This is a genomic window from Flexithrix dorotheae DSM 6795 (assembly GCF_000379765.1).
Classification (GTDB): domain Bacteria; phylum Bacteroidota; class Bacteroidia; order Cytophagales; family Flammeovirgaceae; genus Flexithrix; species Flexithrix dorotheae.
On sequence record NZ_KB903431.1, the window covers coordinates 588218 to 612111 of the forward strand.

Consider the following 23894-nt stretch of genomic DNA (forward strand, 5'->3'; position numbering starts at 1 on the left):
CTTTTACATAAAAATACTTGTAATTATTTCCCAATATTGATGATATTGGTAGGCTCAATTACTACCAGTAGAAAAAAAATTCTACCACTACCATTAAAAATTTCAACCTTATTATAAAACAACAGTTTTTTCTATGGGATATATCGATTGGGCGGTTTTGGTTTTATCCCAGTTAGTCATTATTATCTATGGTGTTTGGAAGAATAAAGGAAATGAAAACTTAAAAAGTTATTTGCTTAATAACAGAAATACTAAATGGTTTACCGTTGGTATTTCAATTATGGCTACTCAGGCAAGCGCAATCACCTTTCTTTCGGCTCCTGGTCTGGCCTATACCGAAGGCATGCAATTTATCCAATTGTACCTGGGACTTCCAATTGCTGTGGTTATTCTGTGCCTTACCATTGTGCCCATCTATCATAAACTGGGAGTTTATACTGCATATGAATTTTTAGAGAAAAGATTTAATGCCAGTATCAGAACTCTTGCCGCTTTCTTATTTCTCACCCAAAGAGGAGTTGCAGCAGGGTTAACTATTTTTGCCCCGTCTTTAATTCTGTCTTCCATATTAGGTTGGAATATCTATTTTACCACAATTGGTATAGGTATAGTAGTGATTATTTATACAGTTATTGGTGGAGCAAAGGCTGTCAACAGGACCCAGCGTATCCAATTGGGAATCATTTGGGTTGGGATACTGATTACGGGATATGTAGCCTATGACAAGGTTACTTTTGAAATGCCTTTGGACAGTGCCCTTCACGTAGCAGGGAAAATGGGAAAATTAAATGTGTTGAATTTTAATTTTGACTGGAATGAAAATTATAATATCTGGTCGGGAACAATCGGGGGGCTCTTTTTAATGCTTTCTTATTTCGGTACAGATCAGTCTCAGGTTCAACGCTATCTGATGGCCAGGTCTGTTGGGCAAAGCAGATTGGGCCTGCTATTTAATGGAATGGCTAAAATTCCCATGCAATTTATAATATTATTTATCGGGGTGTTGATTTACATCTTTTATATATTTCATTCCCCACCTTTATTTTTTAATGCTGGTAATCAACAAACGGTAATTGAAAATGGATTTGCTCAGGAATTGGAAGTCCTGGAGTCTCAATTCAATACTCAGAATGAAAACCGAAGAAAAGAGGCCCTAAACTTAGTGGATGCTTTGGATGCAGGGGATCAAAACCAGGTAGTGCTTATTCAGGATAAATTGAATCTTGCGGATAAGGAAATTACCCAAACCAGGAACTTGGCCAATGATCTGGTTAAAAAAGCAAACCCGGAATCGGACATTAATGAAAGTAATTATGTCTTTCTTTATTTCATTTTAGAGTTTTTACCAATTGGATTTATTGGTTTACTTATTTCAGTGGTAATTTCCGCCTCTATGTCCTCCACCTCTGCAGTGTTGAGTGCACTGGCTTCTACTACAGTAATTGATATATACAAAAAGCCTGTAGCCGATAAAGAAAATGACAAGCAATATTTGTTGATGTCTAAATGGTTTACAGTAATTTGGGGAGTATATGCCATTTTATTTGCCCTATTTGCTAACCGCCTGGGGACACTGGTAGAAGCAATAAATGTAATAGGGTCTCTGGTTTACGGAACAATTCTAGGAATATTTTTAGTTGCATTTTTTCTGAAAAGTGTGCAGGCCAAAGCTACCATGACCGCTGCTTTAGTGGCTGAACTGGCCGTTTTAATCTGTTATTTTCATCCTGAAATAGAGATTTCCTATTTATGGTATAATCTGATTGGCTGTATACCTGTAATCCTGATTGCTTATATTTTACAAAAGACAGTGTTTAATTCCTCCAGGGAAGTGTCTGTTGACTCAGTACCTGAAAATAAAGAAAAATTACAATCTATTGAAGATTAAACCTTGATTTTCAGGTAAATCTACCCCTGTATGTGGTATTGATATTTTTAATTTATAATGGTTAATTGCAACCTCAATTTAAATGACCATTTGCCCTTGTGAAAAGATTACGATTGATAGTACAAATGGGGTAACCCAGGAGAGAACCTTTTTTCTTTTAGGAAGAGGTTCTTTTATTTTTTATCATCCCTTTTTAAAAAATATTACTTTCCAAATCAGGGTTTCCTCCAATTTGAAATTTAGTAATAAACATCATTAATCATTAAGATGATTTCAACATTGCCTTTGTTGGTTTAAAAATTACAGCCTACCTTTGAATTTTACTTAAGGAATTTCAAATATTAAATTGGATGAAACTAGAAGATCTTCGGAATAAGATTGATAATTTAGATAATCAGATTCTTGATTTGTTAAATCAAAGAATGGAGGTGGTAAAGCAGGTTGGGGAGCTGAAAAGATCTACAAATTCCATTATTTATCGACCAGAGAGGGAAAAATCTATTATTGATCGATTGGACGGCCAAAATAATGGACTTTTGACAAACGCTGCAATCGAAGCAATATTCCTGGAGATTTTTGCCGTAAGTAGAAACCTGGAATTACCTGAAAGAATTGCCTTTTTGGGACCTGAAGGGAGCTTCACTCATCAGGCTGCTGAAAGCCGGTTTGGTGCAATGAGCGATTATATTCCATTGAATACAATTAAGTCTGTATTTGATAGTGTAGAAACAGAGAGGGCAAGGTTTGGGGTAGTTCCAATTGAAAACAATCAGGAAGGCTCTGTGCACGAAACCATTGATTTATTGGGAATCAGGGATGTGAAAATTGTAGCTGAAATTCCACTTTTTATCCATTTTTCTTTTGGTTCCAAAGAAGATAGCCTTTCTAAAATTAAAAAGGTTTATTCTAAAGATATAGCCTTTAGGCAATGCCGAAATTTTATTGAAGAATATCTTCCTAAAGATGTTACATTGGTGGAAGTAGCTTCTACCTCAAAGGCTGCAAAGCTTGCCCTTGAAAATGAAAATTCTGCAGCCATTTGTTCCCATATTGCTACAAAGTTGTACGATCTGCCTGTGTTGTTCGAAAATATTGAAGATAGCAAAAGTAACCGGACCAGATTTTTAATTATCAGTAAAAATATTGTGAACCAAAAGGGCGTAAATGACAAAACTTCCATTTTGCTAAAAACATCTGATAATCCTGGTGCGCTGGCTAATTTCCTTAAGGAATTTCAATTGGCAGGAATCAATTTGACAAAACTGGAAAGTCGTCCTGCCAGGGATGGGGAAACTTTCAAATATTGGTTTCTGATTGATTTTGATGGGCACTTTAAGGACGAAAATGTGCAAAAGATTTTCAATGCACACGAGGAAAATATTCGGTTTTTGGGAAGCTATGTAAAGCTCTGCTAAGAATCAGATAAACATCCGGAAAGCCTGTAATATTTCAGGCTTTTAATACTTTTCCTCCAGCAATCACAAAAACATCATCTTTATAAGTAGGTCTGATGGAATGTCTTCCTGTAAAGAATCCATAAGCAGGCAGAATTCCCATTCTTTCTCCAAAAAAGAAACAGGGTAAATTCACCGATTGTTTACCATTCCCCTGAAGTTTTGCAGAGGGATGAATGTGACCACAAAGGTTGTATAATCCTGCGGTTAGCTGATCTGTTTTCAGGGGAATGTGCGAAAAAATAAATTTCCCCATGACCAGGTTTTCCATGAAGATTCTAACTTTTTTAGGTATAAAATCGATTGCATAAGTATCGTGATTACCTAAAACAAGGTTAACTTCAAGAGTGGGAAATTTCTGAAGAAATGCATCGAAATAATTCCATTCATTATTCACTTCGCTATGAAATAGATCTCCCAAAATAAGGAGTTTTTTGGGTTTTAAAATTCTGATGAGCCTGGCTAGTTTTTCCAACTCCTCTAAATGAATGTAGGAGGGAATAGGTATTCCCGACTTCCTAAAATGGCCAGCCTTCCCCAGGTGCAAATCCGCCAGAATTAAAACTTTTTCCTCCACCCAAAAAATACACTTTTCGGGAAAAAGAATAAGTTGTTGATTATGAATGTTATAGCATTCGTAATTTTCAGGAAATCTATATTTTGATTCCTCGTGGTTTTTCAAATTTAAGTTGGTTTATGCAAAAGAATAATTACAGGGGGACCACGTTATAGTTGTGATTTTTTAAATATGGAAAAAAAATTAATTAAAAAAATTGATTCCAGCAATAAAATACATTTAATAATGAGGATAATATTCTTACTTTTTTTTACCGTTTCCATTCAATTTTCGGCATTTTCCCAGTCACCAAAGCAGTTGTATAAGAAATTCAAAGCGGAAGGTGAAAATTATTTTTCCCAGGGGGATTATGTTAGTGCAATTGCTTCATTTGAGCAAGCGCTTAAAAACAAAACCGGAGACAAATTTTCCACTCAAAGATTAGCGGAGTGTAATAAAATTGTAAAGGAAAAATATGCTGAATTGATTGTTGCGGCAGACAGACTTTATAAAAGCGGTGATTTGCAGGCAGCTTCAGGAAAGTATAAGGAAGCCCTAAATTTTAAACCTGAAGATAGTTATGCCAAAAATCAGGTTGATGCCTGTAGTATTGCTCCGGGAAGTACTTATTTCAAAGCTTTTGGGAACAAAAGTTATGATGAGGCGCAAACTGTGCTTGCCCTTGACGATGGAAGCATAATAATGGCTGGTAGGGCCTCTCCAAGTAGTTCTACTAATACGGATATTTCTCTGGTTAAACTGGATAGAGATGGTAACCAGGAGTGGGAAAAGAAGTTTGGAGATGATGAAACAGAGGAGGCTAATGATTTGATCAAAACAAGAGATGGTAATTTTATGGTAGTTGGCTTTTCAGACTCCTATAGTGGAAGCCCTGGCATTAAGGATATGTGGGTAATTAAATTTGATGCTGCTGGAAATGAAATCTGGAATAAGACTTATGGAACTGATGTTACTATTGACGAGGGGAATTCAATTGTTGAGGCTCATGATGATGGTTATCTAATCGTTGGGAATTCCTTTGTAAACGGTTCGCTAAATATCATGGCCATTAAAATTGCTGAAAATGGAGAGAAGGTTTGGGAGAAAATATATGGTGGCCAAAATAGTGAGGAAGGAACCAAAGTGGTGAAAACTGGTGATGGATATACAATAGTGGGTAATACTGAATCAAAAGGAAAAGGGAAATGGGATATCTGGTTATTGCACCTTGATAAAGAAGGAAATGAGCTATGGGATCAGACCTATGGTGGTGGAGATAATGAGACTGCAAATGCTATTGTAAAGACTTCTGATGGAGGCTACCTGATTGCAGGATCTACTTATTCTTTTGCCTTTGCCAGTCAGGATTTCTGGATTATAAAAACTGATGCTCAAGGCAAGGAGATATGGAATAAGGCTATAGGAAGCTATGCTGCTGAAGAAGCCTTTGGTCTAATCGAAACTAAAGATGGAAAATTCGTGGCGGTTGGTTTTCAGGAAGTTTGGGATGAGGCTGAACAGGCAGTAAGTTTGGATGGATATGATGTCTATATTGTTAAAATTGATGAAAAAGGAGAAGTTATTTGGGATAGAGCAGTAGGTGGTGAAAAAGATCAGAGAGGCTTTGACCTGGCTGAGCTGGAGGATGGCAGCTTAATGGTAGTTGGATTTACCAAAGCTGATATGAAAAAGGGTGTGGATTATCTGGTAATGAAAATGAACAAATTAGGCTTAGTTTCAAAACCAACGGAATAAGCCCAAAATAAGGCAAAATAAAAACCCATCTGAATTTAATTTGGATGGGTTTTTATTTTTGGGTTAAATTAAGAGTTACCCCTTGTAAATTTCCGTTTCACTTTCCTTTTCTGGTAACATACTCATGGCGAGATCTAATATGGTGGTGTCTTCAATATTAACAATGCCACCATGTGGGCCTGGTTGAATATGAATATCCGCAACATTACCGTGTGAATAGTCCGTAGCTCCAAAATAATTTCTAACAGTTTGTTCGTCCATCTCAAGTTCTTCCGCTATTTTGTGGATGCTGCCTGAAGGTAATTTGTGCTTAATCTCTCTAAGCTTTTCGAATGTAATATTCATAGTTTAAAAGGGTTAAGTTAAATAATTAAATTTTAACAATAGTTTAATTAGGCGAGAAATTATTATCATAATTCGAAGTGTGAAGAATAATGTGTTGAATTAATAAGCTTATGCCTAGTAATTAAGATGCTTCAATTTATAAAAAAAAACACAAATTTCAAAAGAACAAACAGGTTTTATTTTTAGGGAATTTTGGTTTTCCAAAAAGGTAAAAACCTAGTGTTTTCTTCAACCTTGTTCACTATATTATTTCATTCGCCTTCCCCTTCTTCTTGCTGTTTCTTTAAAGCCTTCATCAACTCTGCAGTTTGCTCCTGCGTGATTTGTTGATCCTTATCGAAAAGTTGCCCTACGTTTACAAGATTCCTTAATTTGGTATACATTTTTGACACTCCCAGCAAGATTAATCCAATTAAAACCGCAGAGGCGATTTGGGTGATTGGTTCCAGTTTTCGGAAATCAAATAAAAAGAATTTTACTATGGTGACCGCAATTAAAACCAGAGAAATTACCCTCAATTCTTTCAGTTTATATCTTATTCCGAAATACATCAATAATACAGAAACGACAGTCCATAATACTGATAATCCAGTAAGTCTGATTTGCTCGAGAATACTATCAATTTTGGTGTCAAAAAATGAAGCGATTACCAGTACAAAAGTATGTTCAAGCTCATAGGATAAATAAAAAATACCTACTATACATAAAAACCATAAAATGTAAGAATACATCCCGGAGGCATAACCTTCCGATTTGGCAATATCGGAAATCAATAAATAGATCAGAATTATAGAAAGTATTAAATTGATATAGTGGAATCCAAAAGGATAAAAGGGTAATTCTCCGTTAAGAAATTGCTGACGAAGGTCCAGTGTTCCCGAATGACAAAAAACAATATAGAAAAGAATGCTAAATCCAACTATTCTTCCTGCGGTTAGCATTAAAGCCCTTATATCCAGATAATGCACAATACCTCTCACCACTAAGGCGTAGGCCATTACATAGGCATCTATCATTAACCACCTTAAAGCTGATCCTCCCTCCAGATCTGGTGTATGCCATAATAATTCGAAAAAGCCAATTAGCAGACCTATTGTCATTAAAACCGTTCCCAAAATTTTAGCATAATATTCCCTTGAAAAATAAAAAATGTCAAATTTGTCTTCTTCAGTAGTTAGCAATAAAATGGAACAACTTAATGCTATTATACCAGATAATCCGGAAGCAAAACCTGAGTTAAAAACAATTTCCTGAGTTTGTGGTGACCAATAGGTATTGGTCCAGTTTTTTAACATGTAAATCAAAGAAAGTCCTAATACTAGAGAAGAGGCACCTCGAAGAATGTAACTTTTGGTCTGGTTTCCTATCCATAGCAAAATTACCGCCTGAGCTGCCCACCAGATATTTACGTAAAGTTTGTCGAAAGCCAGGTAAACCGCTACCGCAATGAATAGGATAAACCCCCACTGTAATAGCTTGTAAAGGCTGTTTTCATTTTCATTTCGTCCGTAAAGGATTAGCGAATAATAAAAGTTAAGTACCCCAAGTACAGCCAAAAGAATAGGAACATATTGCGTATCCCCAAAATAATTGAGTGCCTTAACAGATAAAACCAGAAATATTCCGGTATTTAAAATATGGAGAAATGTATCAGTCTTTTTACCCTTCCAGTGCTCCATGGTATTAAAGGCCATGATGAAAGCCAGAAATAAAATATAAAACAGAGTGGAAAAGGAAAAAAGACCAATATTTAAAAAGGTGGTCGTAAAATCTTCCTTAAAGTACCAGGCCATTAAAACAGCATAGCTTAAAACAAAGGATATTATAAATGAAAGCTGCCAATTATTGATGTAGGCAATCACCAGAACGATGATATTCAGGACCAAAAGGTAACTCAAAAGCACTATAAAATTGCCATCTCCCGTACTAACCAAAACAGGAGTTAAAAATCCTCCAAAAATTCCCAAAATGGATAATTCACTTTTCTTATAGGTGGCAGACAACCCGAGAATAATTAAAGTGACTATACTTCCTCCAACAAATGCCTGAGTTTGGGAAAGTAAAAAGTAATCTGTGAAGGATAGCTTTATGGTATAGTAGAAAACGGCAGCTCCCAACGTAACCAGGATAGAAGTAAATTTATTTGCCCGACTTACCATAAAGTGGGCTAATGTAAGAAAACCTCCGCCAAGGAGAATACCAACAATTGTCCTTACGGTTTCATTAATGTATCCTTTATTGATGCCTAATTTGAAAAGTACGGAAACTGCCACAAGTATGATCAAGATGCCCACCTGGGTAAGTAAATCCTCCCCAATATACCGCTCAATATCCTTTTTGATGATAGGAAGTTCTGATTGAATTTCTTTGAAATTTTCACCTATCTTGTTAGAAAGCTCATGAGGAACAAGGCTCTTTTTGTCCTTTTCCTTTTTCATTTGGGCAAGTTGCGCTTTTATGACTTCATCATCCTCCTGAAATTCCTTAATGTACACCTCATTGCGCAACATTTTCCATCTTGTGGGATCATTATCCGGATCTCTTACTACTGGAGGGCGCTTCTTGAAAATTTCTGAAGCATTGGGATAGAACCGTTCAATTGGGATGTCATTTTTGGTGAAATCCCCGGCATAATATATTTTTTTATAATCTATGTCATTTTCAATGCGATCATATCCAGGTGGGGAAAATCTGTGGGAATCTCGGTATTTTTCCAATTCCTCACGAAATTCATCCATTTCCTTATCGAAACCTTTGTCTTTCTCCTTTTCTTCAGGAGTATCCTTCTTTTTGTTTTCTTCTTCCTCGTTTTTTTCAGGATGATCCATTAATGTTCTTGCAAATATTCCTATAGTCAATATTACAAATTACATATTTACCGACCAAACTTCTTCTCTAGTGTGACCATCAATATTCAGAATAACCCGCAATGGGTTTGGAACAATTACCAGTTTGGTAGGTTTTTTCTGGTAAGAATCTACTTCTACATATACGCCCTGATCATGCTTGATATCGTAGATTGGACCGGTTTCATTTTCACCCACTTTTTTGTATTCATGGGCAATATAACTCAATGGGGATAGCAAATCCACATCAGGACAGATGGCTACATGCACCTTTTTGAGAATCCTTTCCAGTTCAAAACCATGTTTTTCAAGGAAATTGTCCTCTATCTCATGCAAATGGTCTTCAATTTCATCGTACTTTTGATCATGGTATACGATACCGTTCAATTGGTTTTTGATCTCGATAATTTCGATTAGTCCCTTGTCTATTTCCCTGGTTTTCATTTTAAGGCTGTTTAAGTAATTAATCCTTTGAGAACATGTAATTGTTTTGTGTCCAATAAAAAGTAAGTTTCAGGACTATGTGGTTTGTAGGTTTTGAGTTAAACCAAAAAGCACAAATGTTTATTCTAATTCAAAATATTAAAATTATTAAAGCAAAGCAACAATAAAAAAATCCTACTGAATGGCAAGTTTAAAAATTCAATTAAATTTGCGGGAAAAATTCACAAAAGCAATGAGCATAGAGGAACAAATTGAGGCAGGAATTGCAAAAGCCTTTAAAACTGTATTTGATGTAGAACTTCCACAGGAAAAAATTAGTTTACAGCCTACCAGGAAAGATTTTGAAGGTGCTTATACTTTTGTAACATTCCCTTATGGAAAACTTACCCGCAAAAAACCGGAGGAAACCGGGCAATTACTTGGTGAAGAATTGGTGAAAAGTCTGGATATAGTTTCCGACTTTAATGTGGTGAAAGGATTTTTAAATCTGGTCATTCCAAATACCGTTTGGGTCAAAACTTTAGTTGAAATTGCGGAGGAAGAAAATTTTGGGTTTGCTAAAGATAATGGGAAAAAGGTTATGGTGGAATATTCTTCTCCAAATACCAATAAACCATTGCATCTTGGGCATTTAAGAAATAATTTTCTTGGCCATTCGGTTGCCATGATTATGGAAGCAAATGGTTATAATGTATTGAAAACCAACCTGGTAAATGATCGTGGTATTCATATTTGTAAATCTATGTTGGCTTACCAAAAGTTTGGGCAGGGGGAAGAACTCGGACCAAGTTTAAAAGGAGATAAGCTTGTAGGAAATTATTATGTGAAATTCGACCAGGAATATAAAAAAGAGGTAAATCTTCTATTAGAGAAGCTAAAAGCTGTACAGCCTAATGGAAAGGATGAGGATTTAAAAAAGGAAGCAGAGCAAAATGCTCCTTTATTGGTTGAAGCTAAAGAAATGTTGCTGAAGTGGGAAAATAAGGATCCGGAAGTGACAGCACTTTGGGAAAAAATGAATGGCTGGGTTTATAATGGTTTCGACCAGACTTATAAGTTGATGGGGGTGGAGTTTGATAAAATTTATTATGAATCAGAAACTTATTTGTTGGGGAAAGATATTGTGAATGAAGGGCTTGAGAAAAATCTTTTCTTTAAAAAAGATGATGGCTCTGTTTGGGTAGATTTATCTGCAGATGGATTGGATGAAAAATTGTTGTTAAGAGGGGATGGCACTTCTGTTTATATGACACAGGATATGGGAACTGCAGATTTGAAGTATAAGGATTTCCCCATGGAAAAATCTGTATATGTGGTTGGAAATGAGCAGGATTATCACTTTAAAGTCCTTCAGTTGATTATGAAAAAACTTGGTAGAAGCTATGCAGAAGGCATTTTCCATTTATCTTATGGCATGGTGGATTTACCAAGTGGAAAAATGAAGTCGAGGGAAGGAACTGTGGTAGATGCGGATGATCTGATCAATGATATGATTGCCACTGCCAAGGAAAGAACTGAAGCATTGGGGAAAATTGACGGATTTACAGAAGAAGAAGCAAAAGTACTTTACCACAATCTGGCTTTAGGGGCTTTAAAATACTATTTATTAAAAGTAGATCCTAAAAAAAGAATGTTATTTAATCCTGAGGAATCGATTGATTTCCAGGGTGATACAGGTGTTTATATTCAGTATAATTTTGCTAAAATGAATTCAATTTTAAGAAAAGCCAAAGCGGATAATATTGAATTTAATGGCAGAGACTTTTCTGGAATTACTGATTTGGCAGCAAGCGAGCAGGATATAATCACCCTGATTTATAATTTCCCAACTAAGGTAAAAGAAGCCGGAGATACATTTTCTCCTTCGGTAATTGCCAATTACAGTTATGATTTGGCAAAAGCATATAGTAAGCTTTGGAGTGAAGTTCCCATTCTGGCCGAACAAAATGAAGAATTGAAAGCTTTCCGTGTTTTCCTGACTGCACAATTAGCAAACGTATTGAAAAAATCAATGGCATTAATTGGAGTTCAGGTTCCGGAAAGAATGTAAATTTCTTCTATTAAAATTTTATGTTTAGGAACAACTAATAATATTAAGTTGTTCCTTTTCTTTTTGTTGACAATTAATTCATTTCGAATAGAATTTTCACTGTCATTTTACAATTAAATTTGCAAAAATCAACCTAAAAAATGGATAAACTTCAGATTAGCCCAAAGGCTAAGGCGCTCATATTTGATTTGGATGGCACTTTGGCGGATACAATGCCTACTCATTATTTGTCATGGCAGAAAGTGGCTGAAAAGTACGGCTTTGAGTTTGATGAAAACTGGTTTTATGAATTAGGTGGAGTGCCCACAAAGCAAATTACAGTCCTTATAAATGAAAGGTATAACCTAACCTTGGATCCAATTAAGATTGAGGAAGAAAAAGAAGGATATTATCTTGAATTGGAAAAAGATGTGCAACCTATCTTACCGGTAGTTGGCATTTTAAATGAGTATAAAGATAAAATGCCCATTTCCTGTGGAACCGGAAATATTCGGGAAATTGCTTTGCCTACACTCGAAAATATTGGTTTGGGAGGTGTATTTAAGATTTTAGTTACAGCTGAAGATGTGAAACATCCTAAGCCTTCACCAGAAACATTCCTGAAATGTGCAGAACAAATGGGAGTAGAACCCGAATTTTGTCAGGTTTTTGAGGATGGGAACCCAGGACTTCAGGCGGCTAGAGAGGCAGGAATGATTCCAACAGATGTCCGTCCATTTTTGAAATGAGGGTGAATTGTTCAATCCAGCTCCAGGGATCGTTCCAGTTTTAATTGCATTTTTTTGATTTGAGATTCAATATTTTCAGAACTTAATTTTTCCCTTCTACGATCCACTAAAATGGGAAAACCAAAGGGAGTTATTTTGTGGGGCTTTTTGAGAATTAGTTTTTGATACTTAATTTTTTCCAATGCTTTTAACAAACGATCCTGCTCGAGTTGTACATCAATTACCTCATCAAATGCCTGTTGGATAAGCAGATTTTCATGATCGTATTCTGTAAAGACTTTAAATAATAATTCAGTAGAAGATTGCAGATGCCGGCTCGAAACGGCTTTTCCGGGATAACCCTGAAAAACTAAACCGGAAATGGCAGAAATTTCCCTAAATCTTCGTCTGGCCATTTCTGTTTTATTCAGGCTTTGTTCAATGTCAAAAACCAGGTTATTGATGGTAAATAAATCCAACTCCAGGGCATGTTTAAGTGGGATTTCAGTGTCGGCCAAAATTTCGAAACCGTAATCATTCATGGCAAATGAGAAGGTAATGGGTGTGAGTTGGGAAATGCGATAACAAACTACTGCCGCAAGGACTTCATGGACTAAACGCCCTTCAAACGGATAGAAAAACACATGATAGCCTTCTTCGCTTTTTACCTGTTCGATTAGAAATTCATCCGTTTTGGGAATATGCGATAACCTGTTTTGAAGATCGAGTATTGGCCTTATTTTTTTAATCTCAATATCTTTTGGGGCTAAATGTGTATCCAGTTTTTCCCTAATTAATTGGGCCAATTCTGAAGAGAGCGGCATTCTTGCTCCTGTCCATCTGGGAACCTGTCCCGTTTTTTTATTACTCCTCTTTACAAAGGCAGTAATGCGATCCATTTTAATAAATTCCAGATTTTTTCCTGCAAAGAAAAATACATCACCAGGATTTAGTTTTGATACAAAATACTCCTCAACCGTCCCCACATACCCTCCCGATTTAAACTTTATTTTAATCATTGGTTCGCTTACAATTGTACCCATTGAAAGTCGGTGTTGGAGGGCCACTTTTTTAGAATTCACAAAGTAAAAATCACCTTCTCTTTCTACTTTTTTATATTCATCATAGGCATGCAAACTGCTTCCTCCTGTGGTAATTAATTGTAAACACCAATTCCAGTCATCCTCGGTAATTGTTTGATAGGCATAAGTTTTCTTGATTTCCCTGAAAATTTCCTTTTCATAAAACCCATCAGATAGGGCAAGGGTCACCAGATATTGAATTAAAACATCAAGTGGCTTTATTATTGGTGTCCGGGCTTCCATATGATCCAGCACATCCTCTTCAGTGACTTCCTTTACAGCCTGTCTTAATGCTGCCGATTCCATTAATTCCAGGGAATGGGTGGGCAAAAAATAAATCTGACTCAGAGCATCCGGGCGATGTCCACTTCTTCCGGCCCTTTGCAAAAAACGCCCAACTCCTTTGGGGCCTCCAACCTGGATAACCGTTTCCACTGGCCTGAAATCGACACCAAGGTCCAAAGAGGAAGTACAAACCACTACCTTTAATTTACCCAAATGAAGATTATCCTCTACCCAGTTTCTGATTTTGGTATCCAGTGAACCATGATGCATAGCGGCCAAACCGGCAAATTGAGGAGCGATATCCATTAATTTCTGATACCAAATCTCAGTTTGAGCTCTGGTATTGGTAAAAATTAAGGTGGATTGACTTTTTTCCAGAATTGGAATTATTTTGGAAATTAGGTTAGTGCCCAGATGACCTGCCCAGGGAAACTTTTCCACTTCATCCGGTAAAATAGCTTCAACAGATATCCTTTTATTAATACCAGCACGAACTATTTCATATTTGTCACCGCATAAAACTCTTCCTGCTTCTTCCAGATTTCCAATAGTTGCAGAAATACCCCAGGTTTGCATTTTTGGTTGAATGGTTCTCAATCGGGAAAGACCCAATTCCACCTGAATTCCCCGTTTACTCCCAATCAATTCGTGCCATTCATCTACAATTACTGCTTTCAGGTTTTTGAATATTTGACCATAATTTTTCTGGGTTAATAAGATATGTAAACTTTCCGGAGTGGTAATCAGACATTCGGGCATTTTTCTTTTTTGCCTTTGCTTTTCTTTTGTGGAGGTGTCTCCAGTTCTGAAGCCCACTTCCCAGGGAATACCAATTTCCTGACAGGCTTCTTCCATTGCCCTGTGAATATCCTTGGTTAAAGCCCGCAATGGAGTTATCCACAGAATTTGTAATCCGTTTTTTTTAGCCTTCTTCCAATTTGGATTTTCCCGGATATATTCCAGCAGGCAAGCCATCCAGAGGGCATAGGTTTTCCCACTACCAGTAGGGGCATTCAACAATCCATTATTCCCCTCCAGGTATTTTTTCCAGGTTTTCTGTTGGAAGGAAAATGGCTTCCAGCCTTTTTCCTTAAACCAGGATTCAATAATTTCTTGTTGGTTATTCAATGAGGGATGAGTTACTGAATTGAAAATTGATCCTGATCTAAATGAGCGGGAAATTTTTCCCTGTAAGTGATAAGTTTTTCTTTATTTAAAGAAAACACTTCCACGGTTTCATTCGATTTTAGGTCCAAAAGTGTATGGCCCAGATAATCACAAACTTTGGAATCACCAGCATAATCGATTTCGTTTCCATCTTTTCCAATTCTATTTACACCAACTGTGTAACACAAATTCTCAATTGCCCTTGCAGGAAGAAGTCCATTCCAGGCACTTGCTCTTCTTGCTGGCCAGTTGGCGATGTAAATCAGGCAATCATAAGTGTTATCACTAGTGTTTCTGCTCCAAACCGGAAATCTTAGATCATAGCAAACCATTGGGCAAATTTTCCAACCATTCAATTCGAAAATTAGTTTTTGTGTTCCTCCTGCAAAATGATGGTGTTCATTTGCCATTCGGAATAAATGTCTTTTATCGTATTGTTCAAAGTTTCCATCAGGTCTCATTAAGACAAGTCGGTTATAATAAGCTCCATTTTCCTGCACAATATAACTTCCCATTACACTTGCTTTTTGCTGGGCCGCCATTTGCCTTAACCATCGAAATGTGGTAAAATTCATGGGCTCGGCCAATTTGGCTGTATTCATAGAAAAACCACTATTGAACATTTCAGGGAGGATAATCAGGTCACTTTTCTGTAGTTTTTTCTGGTTTTCCCAAAGTATTTCTTCAAGATGATTGAGGTTGGCCTCTATATTTTCCCAATAGAGTTCCGTTTGAATAAGTGCTATATTTAGATTTTGCATAATTTTTCAGCTGCTGTTTTTAAGGTCTCTTCATCTTTGGCGAAACAAAATCTTAGAATTTTATAGTCATTTTGCTTGCTGTAAAAAACAGAAACAGGAATGGAAGCCACTCCAATTTCTTTAGTCCACCTTTTGGCAAGGTCTTGATCAAATTCATCAGTGATTTTACCATAATAAACATTTTGAAAAAAGCTTCCGGAAGAAGGTGCAAATTCAAATCTTGAGGCTTTAATGGCTTCATTGAAAATGTCTCTTTTTCTCTGATAAAAGTCGGGAATGTGAATATAGTTTTCCGGATCTTTTAAATAATCTGCCAAAGCATATTGTACGGGAGTAATGGTGGTAAATGTCAACCATTGGTGGACTTTCCTGAATTCTTCTGTCAGTTCTTTAGGAGCAAGGCAATAACCAATTTTCCAGCCGGTTACATGGAAAGTTTTTCCAAAAGAACCTGTTACAAAAGCTCGTTCTTTTAAAGTAGGATGGAGCATCAATGATTGATGTTTCTTTCCATCAAAAATGATATGTTCATAGACTTCATCACTTAATAAAAAGATGTCTTTATCTTTTACAATTCGAGCCAGGCTTTCCAGATCTTCAGGACTCAAAACTGTTCCCGTAGGATTATGAGGTGTATTGATGATAATCAATTTGGTTTTGGAAGTGATGGTATTTTTCACCTTTTCCCAGTCAATTTGGTAAGCGGGCGGTTCAAGGGTAATAAATACAGGCTTTCCTCCATTAAGTTCCACCGTTGGGGCATAACAATCATAGGCTGGCTCAAAAATAATCACTTCATCTCCGGGACAAACCACCGCAGTAATTGCAGCATAAATAGCTTCTGTGGCTCCGGAGGTAATTGTTACTTCAGTTTCGGGATGATAATCTATCTGATAATGCCGACTTACTTTTTCCGCAAGGGAGTCCCTAAAAGCCATCACCCCGGCCATCGGAGGATACTGGTTATAACCGCTTTTGGTGTAGTGGCATACTAGTTCTTTTAGTTTTTCATCACAATCAAAGTTGGGATAGCCCTGGGAAAGATTAATGGCATTGTAATCATGAGCCATTTTTGACATTACGGTGAAAATGGTAGTTCCTACATTTGGTTGTTTACTATTTAGGACTGGTTGCATGGATTTTTATACTTCAATTAGATTTGATGAAAAAATTTGACCCATCATTAATTTATAAATGTTCAAAAAGGGTTATTGTAAAGTTAATCATTCGCTATTAAACTACACTGTTGCTTCTTCACAATATCCGATATTAGAAATAGATAGATTTTAAAAGAAGGCATAAAAAAAGCCCGAAAAATTAATTTCGGGCTCTAAAGTAAGGATAGGATATTTAAGGAAAACTTTTATCTTTTTGCAAAGGAAATATCTTCAACAGTAATGAACTGACTACCTTCCGAACCATACTTAAAAACTGGATAACTTACCGCAATTTCTTTTCCTTCCCACACAAAGGAATACATTTCACCAAGGGCCTCATTTTCGGTATGTGCATACCTGGGTTTTCCGAAAGTCTCTTCTAAAGTTGGAAAAGCATCTGCATTTTTATATTCAAAGCTTATAGAACATAGCTTTCCTTTATAAAAAGCATATCCTACCTGGGATTCCAGTTTCACTCCAAACAGTTCTTCAGCCTCTCCAATATCTACCATTCCCAGCTCTACATTTCCATAGCTAAATTCTTTTTTGAAATTTGGATGGTCTTTAATGTCTGTTCCAATAAGGTGACCAAAGATATCCTCAGGGGTTTGGGTGACTGTTTTTTGCCCAAACAGGCTTAAACTCAATAATATTAGTGTTAAGGTAAAAATTGTTTTCATTCGGTTGAATTTGTTTGTTGTTTAGTGCCTTCATAGATTCAAAGAAGTTACCAGTTTTTAGTCAACCGCATTTAAAATAGTGGCTTATCTTACATAAAAGGTTTTTGGGAATTCTAAGGAGAAAATTCAAAGAATTCCAGATAAAAACCATATTAAATTGAATGGTATTTCTGCACCACCTTAGAATTGTTCTAAATAAAATGGAATTTCCCAACCTCAATCCATTTTATATGATAAAAGTCATAAATTGGATTGATAATCCTCATTAGGAAAAATACCAGCTTGGAGTTGATTTGTACCTAATATTTTATTGACCTTCATTTTACTTTTTATGAGTGTGCTTTTTATTCTAATTGCTGTTAGCTTAGTTGTTGCCATTGGTTTTCTGATGGCATTTTTGTGGGCGACAAAAACAGGGCAGTTTGATGATGATTACACTCCGGCTATAAGAATCTTATTTGAAGAAGAAAAACATGAAAAATCCGGAACTGAGTAAACTAGACGTTGAATTCGAACAGTTTTCCTATGACAATGCCACCGTTAGGAAATTTATTATTGCAACAACAATTTTTGGTATCATCGGTATGCTGGTAGGGCTCACTGCCGCCTTTCAGCTTGTATTTCCAAGTTTAAATTTTGGTTTGGAATATACCACCTTCGGCAGGATCAGGCCGCTGCATACGAATGCTATTATTTTTGCCTTTGTGGGAAATAGTATCTATGCAGGGATTTATTATTCTCTCCAGAGGTTATGTAAAACAAGAATGTTCTCCGACCTTTTAAGTTCAATCCATTTCTGGGGTTGGCAGTCAATCATTCTTGCTGCGGCTATAACTTTACCTTTAGGTTTTACAACCGGTAAGGAATATGCAGAATTAGAATGGCCCATCGATATTGCCATTGCCTTAATTTGGGTAGTATTTGGTATCAACATGATTGGTACAATAATTAAAAGGCGGGAAAGACATTTATATGTAGCCATTTGGTTTTATATTGCCACATTTGTTACGGTTGCAGTTTTGCATATCGTGAATTCTTTTGAGTTACCAGTTAGTCTTTTTAAAAGTTACTCGGTATATGCCGGTGTCCAGGATGCTTTGGTTCAATGGTGGTACGGACATAATGCTGTTGCGTTTTTCCTGACCACACCAGTATTGGGTCTGATGTATTATTTTGTACCTAAAGCCGCCAACAGGCCTGTTTATTCTTACAGGCTTTCAATCATCCACTTTTGGGCACTAATCTTTTTGTATATATGGGCGGGTCCCCACCACCTTTTATATAATTCCCTTCCGGATTGGGCTCAATCCTTAGGAACCGTTTTCTCAGTGATGTTAATAGCTCCTTCATGGGGTGGTATGCTCAATGGTTTATTAACCTTAAGAGGGGTTTGGGATAAAGTAAGGGAAGATGCAGTACTTAAATTTATGGTGGTTGCCCTTACCTGTTATGGTATGGCAACATTTGAAGGGCCAATGCTTTCCCTGAAAAACTTTAATGCAATTACTCACTTTACCGACTGGACAATTGCTCACGTTCACGTTGGAGGATTAGGTTGGAATGGATTTATGGCATTTGGCATGATGTATTACCTCATTCCCAAGCTTTATGGAAATAAATTGTTTTCAATGAAGCTTGCAAATTTCCACTTCTGGATTGGAACACTTGGAATTATTTTCTATGCCATCCCCATGTGGTGGGCAGGTTTTACCCAAAGTTCAATGTGGAAAGAATTTACTCCAGACGGAAGATTAACTTACGGATTTTTGGAAACGGTAACCCAGTTGGAACCATTATATGCCTTAAGAGCTTTTGGAGGAGTATTGTACTTAATTGGAGTATTTGTTATGGTTTATAACCTTATCAAAACAGCCAATCAGGGTACCTTCATACCGGAAGAATCAGCTTCAGCACCAGCATTAAGTAATGACTTTCAAAAACCCAAAGGAGAGCACTGGCACAGATGGATTGAAAGAAAACCTGTTCAAATGTTGGTATGGAGTTTTATCGCCATCATTATTGGTACAATCATCGAGTTTGTTCCAACATTTGTAGTGGATTCCAACATTCCTACCATTGCAAGTGTGAGGCCATACACACCATTGGAACTTCAGGGAAGGGATATTTATATAAAAGAAGGTTGTTACAATTGCCACTCTCAAATGATCCGGCCATTCAGATCAGAAACAGAACGTTATGGAGAATATTCCAAAGCAGGAGAATTTGTTTATGATCACCCATTCCAGTGGGGATCGAAAAGAACAGGTCCGGATTTGCACAGAATAGGAGGGAAGTATCAAAATTCCTGGCATTATAACCACATGCTGGATCCTACCTCTACCTCCGCAGGTTCAATTATGCCACCATATCCATGGCTATATGAAAGGGTAATTGATTATGAATCTACACCGGCTAAAATTAGTGCTATGCGAACCCTGGGAGTTCCTTATCCTGAAGGTTATGAAGACCAGGCAATTAATGACCTGAAACTACAGGCACTGGAAGTAGTGGATAAATTGAAGGAGGAAAGTAATACGGTTACCAGTCCTGAACTGGAAATAGTTGCCCTGATCGCTTATTTGCAAAGAATGGGAACAGATATTAAGGGGACAAATTAAAAATATTCAAAAACCTGAACTTGTTTGAACATGCTAAAATTTGTAAAACATCATATGGAATCAATTCTTGGGATAGAAATTTATCCTATGATTTCATTATTAATATTCTTTATTTTTTTCGTGGTGGTGAGTATTTATGTTTTTGGGCTTACCAAAAAAGATGTGGAGGATATGGGAAATATTCCTTTAAATGATGGATTGCCTGAAAAAGAATAATCGCTTAAAATATTAAAAAAATGAAAGACTTTAATCGAAAAAAATTAACCACTACTTCAAAAAAAACAGGCTTAATATTGGGGCTTTTATTAATTTCTTCAGGAGGAGCATTTGCCCAAAGTACTTTAAGCGAGACGGCTTCCAGTGATTTTTTCTTATGGTTAATTCTTTGCCTAGAGATTTTATTAATTAGTATTGGGCTGGTTTTGATCTTTGTAGTTCTCAGGGTAAATACAATCCTATTTCAGGAAGAAACACCTGAAGGAGAACCTGTTGAAGAGAAAAGTATTTTCGAAATTTTATCGGAAAAACTTACAGGAGCTGTTCCTATTGAAAAGGAGGATGATGTATTGACTGATCATGAATATGACGGCATTCGCGAATTAGATAATAATCTTCCACCATGGTGGGTTGGGATGTTTTATGTTACTATTGTTTTCTCCTTTTTGTATGTTGGATACTATCATTTCTTTGGAGGGACATTACAAGAGGAAGCTTACGAAAATGAAATGGCGGAAGCTAAGGTAGAAGTAGAGGCTTATTTAGCTCAAATGTCTGATTTAGTGGATGAGACGAATGTGGAAACACTTACTGATGCTTCTGCTATATCTTCAGGAAAAACGATCTTTCAGGAAAAATGTATAGCCTGCCATGGAGCCGAAGGACAAGGGGGGATTGGGCCAAATCTTACGGATAATTACTGGATTCATGGTGGAGGTATAAAAGACGTATTTAAAACTGTGAAATATGGGGTGGCAGAAAAGGGGATGATTCCCTGGGAAGCGCAACTTTCACCAGCCCAAATTCAGGAAGTATCCAGTTACATACTGAGCATTGTGGGCACTAACCCTCCAAATGCAAAGGAACCACAAGGAGATTTATATCAACCCGAAGGGGAAGAATCGGCTGATGCTGCTACAGGAGATACTGGGAATTCCAGTATTTAATGTTAAAAATAAAACATCTGGTAATTGCCGCCAGATGTTTTATTATATTCTTTCGACTAACCTATGCTGATAAAAGTAGCTGGCTGGATAGAAATAACAAACTTTTTTATTTGCCACAAATAATTGATTCTTTAGGTGAAGTTGTTCAATATTAAAAAGTACTAATACTTAAACCAATAATATAAACCTATCATGGAAACACTTGAAGGCGTATATGAAGACGAATCCGAAAGTTTCCGGGACTCTATTGCCACTGTTGATAAAGATGGTAAACGGATTTGGCTTTATCCCAAAAAGCCAAAAGGGAAATTCTATAATGCCAGAACCTGGTTGAGTATTTTGTTATTGGGGATTTTATTCGGCACGCCTTTTATTAAAATTGGAGGGGAGCCCCTTTTACTCCTGGATGTGATTAACAGAAGATTTGTCATTTTTGGCCAAATTTTCTGGCCTCAGGATTCATTCCTTTTTGCACTTGGGTTAATTACAATAATCCTTTTTGTTGTGCTGTTTACCGTAGTTTATGGTCGGGTATTTTGTGGTTGGATTTGTCCACAAACCATTTTCATGGAGATGGTATTCCGAAAAATTGAATACTGGATTGAAGGAGACTGGAAGAAGCAGCAAAAATTGGATAAAATGCCCTGGAATAATGAAAAGGTTATCAAAAAGACTTCTAAGCAATTAATCTTTTTTTTGATTTCATTTTTGATTGCAAATACATTTTTGGCTTATTTCATTGGAATCGAAGAGTTAATTACCATTGTTACTGATCCTCCAAGTGAGCACCTTGCTGGTCTTTTTTCTATCATACTTTTTAGTGGAGCTTTCTATTTTGTGTTTTCAAGGTTGCGGGAACAGGTTTGTACCACCATTTGTCCTTACGGAAGACTTCAGGGAGTTTTATTAGATAAATCATCAATTGTGGTGGCTTATGATTATGTAAGAGGGGAAAAAAGAAGTAAATGGAGAAAACAAGAAGACCGGGAGGCAGAAGGAAAGGGGGACTGTATTGATTGTAAACAATGTGTTCACGTTTGTCCAACCGGGATTGATATTCGAAATGGAACTCAATTGGAATGTGTTAACTGTACGGCCTGCATTGATGCCTGTGATGATATCATGCTCAGAATTAATAAACCTACAGGGTTGATAAAATATGCATCTGAAGAGGGTATTGCCAATAATAAACCATTCAGACTTACTGCCAGAATTAAAGGATATACAGGGGTATTGGTGATTCTGGTTGGGGTTTTAGTTACGCTGCTATTGAGTAGAAGTGATGTAGAAACCTCTATTTTAAGGACACCAGGAATGTTGTACCAGGAACAGGAAGATAATAAAATAAGTAATCTTTACAATATCAAAATGATTAACAAGACGAATCGGGATATCCCGGTGGAGTTAAAGTTAATTGAAAGTAAAGGAGAAATAAAGCTGATTGGGAATAATATAACCCTTGAAAAACAGGGCAAGGCAGAACAGGCCCTTTTCCTTATATTCAACAAGGATGACATTACAAAAACCAAGACACAAGTAGAAATTGGGGTCTATTCGAATGGTGAATTAATTGAAACCGTGAGTACAAATTTTTTAGGCCCTGTTGTCATTGGAAATAATTAGTTAGGAGTTTTTACAGATTAGAACTTAAGCTTATGAAAAAATTTAATTGGGGACATGGAATCACAGTGTTTTTTATATTTTTTGTGATTTCTATTCTTTGGGCAATTTTTAGCAGCACACGTGAAAATATTCACCTGGTGTCGGAAAATTATTATGCCGAGGAATTGGTTTATGAAGAAAGGATTCAAAGAATAAAAAACACTTCTTCACTTTCTGAGCATATTGAAATCAATACAGAAAAAGGGTCTCTGGCTTTGAAGTTTCCTCCTGAATTAATACGGCAGGATCTTTCCGGTACAATTACCCTATTCCGGCCTTCAAATTCAAATTATGATAAAAACTATAGTATTGCCCTGGATAGCTCGGGTAAACAGGTTATTTCAGTTTCGAATATGGTCAAAGGCATGTATAAGGTGAAAATTGATTTTTCCACTGGAGTAAAGGCTTATTATTTTGAGGAAAAAGTCTATTTGAATTAAAAAAAAGTGTGATATGATTGAGTTCTGGACAGCATTAACTATTGGTGCATTGGGAAGCTTTCACTGCGTTGGAATGTGTGGACCCATTGCACTTGCTCTGCCCATCCAGCCTAAATCCGGTTCTTCCAGGTTTTTAGGAGGATTAACCTACAATGCTGGTAGGATTTTAACTTATGCTTTAATGGGAGGAATTTTCGGTACCATTGGAAAAGGATTTACCCTTTTTGGTACCCAACAAAATCTTTCCATAGCCTTAGGCATACTCATTTTATTATCTGTAATTATTCCTTTTGGAGTATTAAACAAGTTTAACCCTAATTCTTTTATTTCAAGAGGAATAAGCCAATTGAAGGGAGGAATGCGGAAGTTTTTATTACAACGATCTTATAAGTCTCTTTTAACTATCGGGTTACTAAACGGGCTGTTACCCTGTGGTTTGGTATATATAGGTATTGCTGGTGCGGTTGGAACTGGTAATCCGGTGAATGGAGCCATTTTTATGGCCTTATTTGGACTGGGGACTCTTCCAATAATGTTTGGAGTTACTTTATTGGGTAATTTAATTAGTATAAAAATAAGAACCTTGGTAAGGAAATCATTTCCTGTAATTGTGGCTTGTATTGGGATATTATTTATAGTTAGAGGGTTGAATTTCGGCATTCCTTATTTAAGTCCAAAGGCAGAGAATGATCAGGTAATAGAATGTTGTCATTGAAATTATATTTTTAGGGCGTGTTTAAAATTTAGGTTTTCAGCGAAACAATTAAAAATTAAACATGCTCTTAGATAAAAAAAACGGGAGAATTTCAATTTTGAAATTCTCTCGTTTTTTTT

General features: G+C 36.5%; 20 protein-coding genes. 12 read left to right on the top strand and 8 right to left on the bottom strand.

Annotated features, from left to right (window positions below):
- The first annotated feature begins 133 nt into the window (after window positions 1–133).
- Together A3EM_RS0106470 and pheA are read left to right on the top strand one after the other, a co-directional pair.
- A complete protein-coding gene (locus A3EM_RS0106470; protein WP_020527366.1) occupies window positions 134–1888 on the top strand; it encodes a sodium:solute symporter family protein in 1755 nt (584 codons plus the stop codon).
- Between the two features lie 350 nt (window positions 1889–2238).
- On the top strand, window positions 2239–3303 hold the full coding sequence (gene pheA / locus A3EM_RS0106480; protein WP_020527368.1) for a prephenate dehydratase: 1065 nt from the start codon (window positions 2239–2241) through the stop codon (window positions 3301–3303).
- A 34-nt stretch (window positions 3304–3337) separates the two neighbouring features.
- On the opposite strand, the gene pdeM is transcribed toward pheA, so the two are convergent.
- A complete protein-coding gene (pdeM, locus tag A3EM_RS0106485; RefSeq protein WP_020527369.1) occupies window positions 3338–4024 on the bottom strand; it encodes a ligase-associated DNA damage response endonuclease PdeM in 687 nt (228 codons plus the stop codon).
- A 120-nt stretch (window positions 4025–4144) separates the two neighbouring features.
- Between pdeM and A3EM_RS0106490 the strand changes: the two genes are divergently transcribed.
- A complete protein-coding gene (locus tag A3EM_RS0106490; protein ID WP_157637758.1) occupies window positions 4145–5653 on the top strand; it encodes a hypothetical protein in 1509 nt (502 codons plus the stop codon).
- Window positions 5654–5728: 75 nt separating this feature from the next.
- Here the strand turns inward: A3EM_RS0106490 and A3EM_RS0106495 are convergent, their stop codons facing one another.
- From A3EM_RS0106495 to A3EM_RS0106505, 3 genes are all read right to left on the bottom strand, one after another.
- On the bottom strand, window positions 5729–5998 hold the full coding sequence (locus A3EM_RS0106495) for a hypothetical protein (RefSeq protein ID WP_020527371.1): 270 nt from the start codon (window positions 5996–5998) through the stop codon (window positions 5729–5731).
- Window positions 5999–6249: 251 nt separating this feature from the next.
- The gene (locus tag A3EM_RS0106500; protein ID WP_020527372.1) at window positions 6250–8826 is read right to left on the bottom strand and encodes a DUF2339 domain-containing protein; all 2577 of its coding nucleotides are present in this window, start codon (window positions 8824–8826) and stop codon (window positions 6250–6252) included.
- A 39-nt stretch (window positions 8827–8865) separates the two neighbouring features.
- Complete coding sequence (locus A3EM_RS0106505; RefSeq protein WP_020527373.1) at window positions 8866–9288, bottom strand: hypothetical protein; 423 nt, start codon at window positions 9286–9288, stop codon at window positions 8866–8868.
- 181 nt (window positions 9289–9469) lie between these two features.
- Here A3EM_RS0106505 and argS point away from each other — a divergent pair, with 181 nt between their 5' ends.
- Both argS and A3EM_RS0106520 read left to right on the top strand, forming a co-directional pair.
- Window positions 9470–11338, top strand: coding sequence for an arginine--tRNA ligase (argS, locus tag A3EM_RS0106515; RefSeq protein WP_020527375.1), 1869 nt, complete (start codon window positions 9470–9472; stop codon window positions 11336–11338).
- A gap of 140 nt (window positions 11339–11478) precedes the next feature.
- The gene (locus A3EM_RS0106520) at window positions 11479–12066 is read left to right on the top strand and encodes an HAD family hydrolase (RefSeq protein WP_020527376.1); all 588 of its coding nucleotides are present in this window, start codon (window positions 11479–11481) and stop codon (window positions 12064–12066) included.
- A gap of 11 nt (window positions 12067–12077) precedes the next feature.
- Here the strand turns inward: A3EM_RS0106520 and A3EM_RS0106525 are convergent, their stop codons facing one another.
- From A3EM_RS0106525 to A3EM_RS0106540, 4 genes are all read right to left on the bottom strand, one after another.
- Window positions 12078–14540, bottom strand: a complete 2463-nt coding sequence (locus A3EM_RS0106525) for a ligase-associated DNA damage response DEXH box helicase (RefSeq protein WP_020527377.1) — start codon at window positions 14538–14540, stop codon at window positions 12078–12080.
- A gap of 11 nt (window positions 14541–14551) precedes the next feature.
- Entirely contained in the window at window positions 14552–15340 is a 789-nt protein-coding gene (locus A3EM_RS0106530; RefSeq protein WP_020527378.1) for an amidohydrolase, read from the bottom strand.
- Window positions 15328–16476: a methionine aminotransferase gene (locus tag A3EM_RS0106535; RefSeq protein WP_020527379.1), complete on the bottom strand. Its 1149-nt coding sequence runs from the start codon at window positions 16474–16476 to the stop codon at window positions 15328–15330. Before A3EM_RS0106535 ends, A3EM_RS0106530 begins: the two co-directional genes overlap by 13 nt.
- A gap of 227 nt (window positions 16477–16703) precedes the next feature.
- Window positions 16704–17177 (bottom strand): hypothetical protein, encoded by a 474-nt coding sequence (locus A3EM_RS0106540; RefSeq protein WP_157637759.1) that lies wholly within the window; start codon window positions 17175–17177, stop codon window positions 16704–16706.
- Between the two features lie 331 nt (window positions 17178–17508).
- Here A3EM_RS0106540 and ccoS point away from each other — a divergent pair, with 331 nt between their 5' ends.
- The 7 genes from ccoS (at window position 17509) to A3EM_RS0106580 (ending at window position 23775) form a co-directional block, all read left to right on the top strand.
- Window positions 17509–17673: a cbb3-type cytochrome oxidase assembly protein CcoS gene (ccoS, locus tag A3EM_RS0106545; protein WP_020527381.1), complete on the top strand. Its 165-nt coding sequence runs from the start codon at window positions 17509–17511 to the stop codon at window positions 17671–17673.
- Window positions 17651–19795, top strand: coding sequence for a cytochrome-c oxidase, cbb3-type subunit I (gene ccoN / locus A3EM_RS0106550; RefSeq protein WP_020527382.1), 2145 nt, complete (start codon window positions 17651–17653; stop codon window positions 19793–19795). Before ccoS ends, ccoN begins: the two co-directional genes overlap by 23 nt.
- A 30-nt stretch (window positions 19796–19825) precedes the next feature.
- Complete coding sequence (locus A3EM_RS0106555; protein ID WP_020527383.1) at window positions 19826–20011, top strand: CcoQ/FixQ family Cbb3-type cytochrome c oxidase assembly chaperone; 186 nt, start codon at window positions 19826–19828, stop codon at window positions 20009–20011.
- Between the two features lie 20 nt (window positions 20012–20031).
- The gene (locus A3EM_RS0106560; protein ID WP_020527384.1) at window positions 20032–20958 is read left to right on the top strand and encodes a cbb3-type cytochrome c oxidase N-terminal domain-containing protein; all 927 of its coding nucleotides are present in this window, start codon (window positions 20032–20034) and stop codon (window positions 20956–20958) included.
- Window positions 20959–21150: 192 nt separating this feature from the next.
- Complete coding sequence (ccoG, locus tag A3EM_RS0106570) at window positions 21151–22581, top strand: cytochrome c oxidase accessory protein CcoG (RefSeq protein WP_020527386.1); 1431 nt, start codon at window positions 21151–21153, stop codon at window positions 22579–22581.
- A gap of 32 nt (window positions 22582–22613) precedes the next feature.
- A complete protein-coding gene (locus A3EM_RS0106575) occupies window positions 22614–23060 on the top strand; it encodes a FixH family protein (RefSeq protein WP_020527387.1) in 447 nt (148 codons plus the stop codon).
- A 13-nt stretch (window positions 23061–23073) separates the two neighbouring features.
- Window positions 23074–23775, top strand: coding sequence for a sulfite exporter TauE/SafE family protein (locus A3EM_RS0106580; RefSeq protein WP_020527388.1), 702 nt, complete (start codon window positions 23074–23076; stop codon window positions 23773–23775).
- The last annotated feature ends 119 nt before the right edge of the window (window positions 23776–23894 follow it).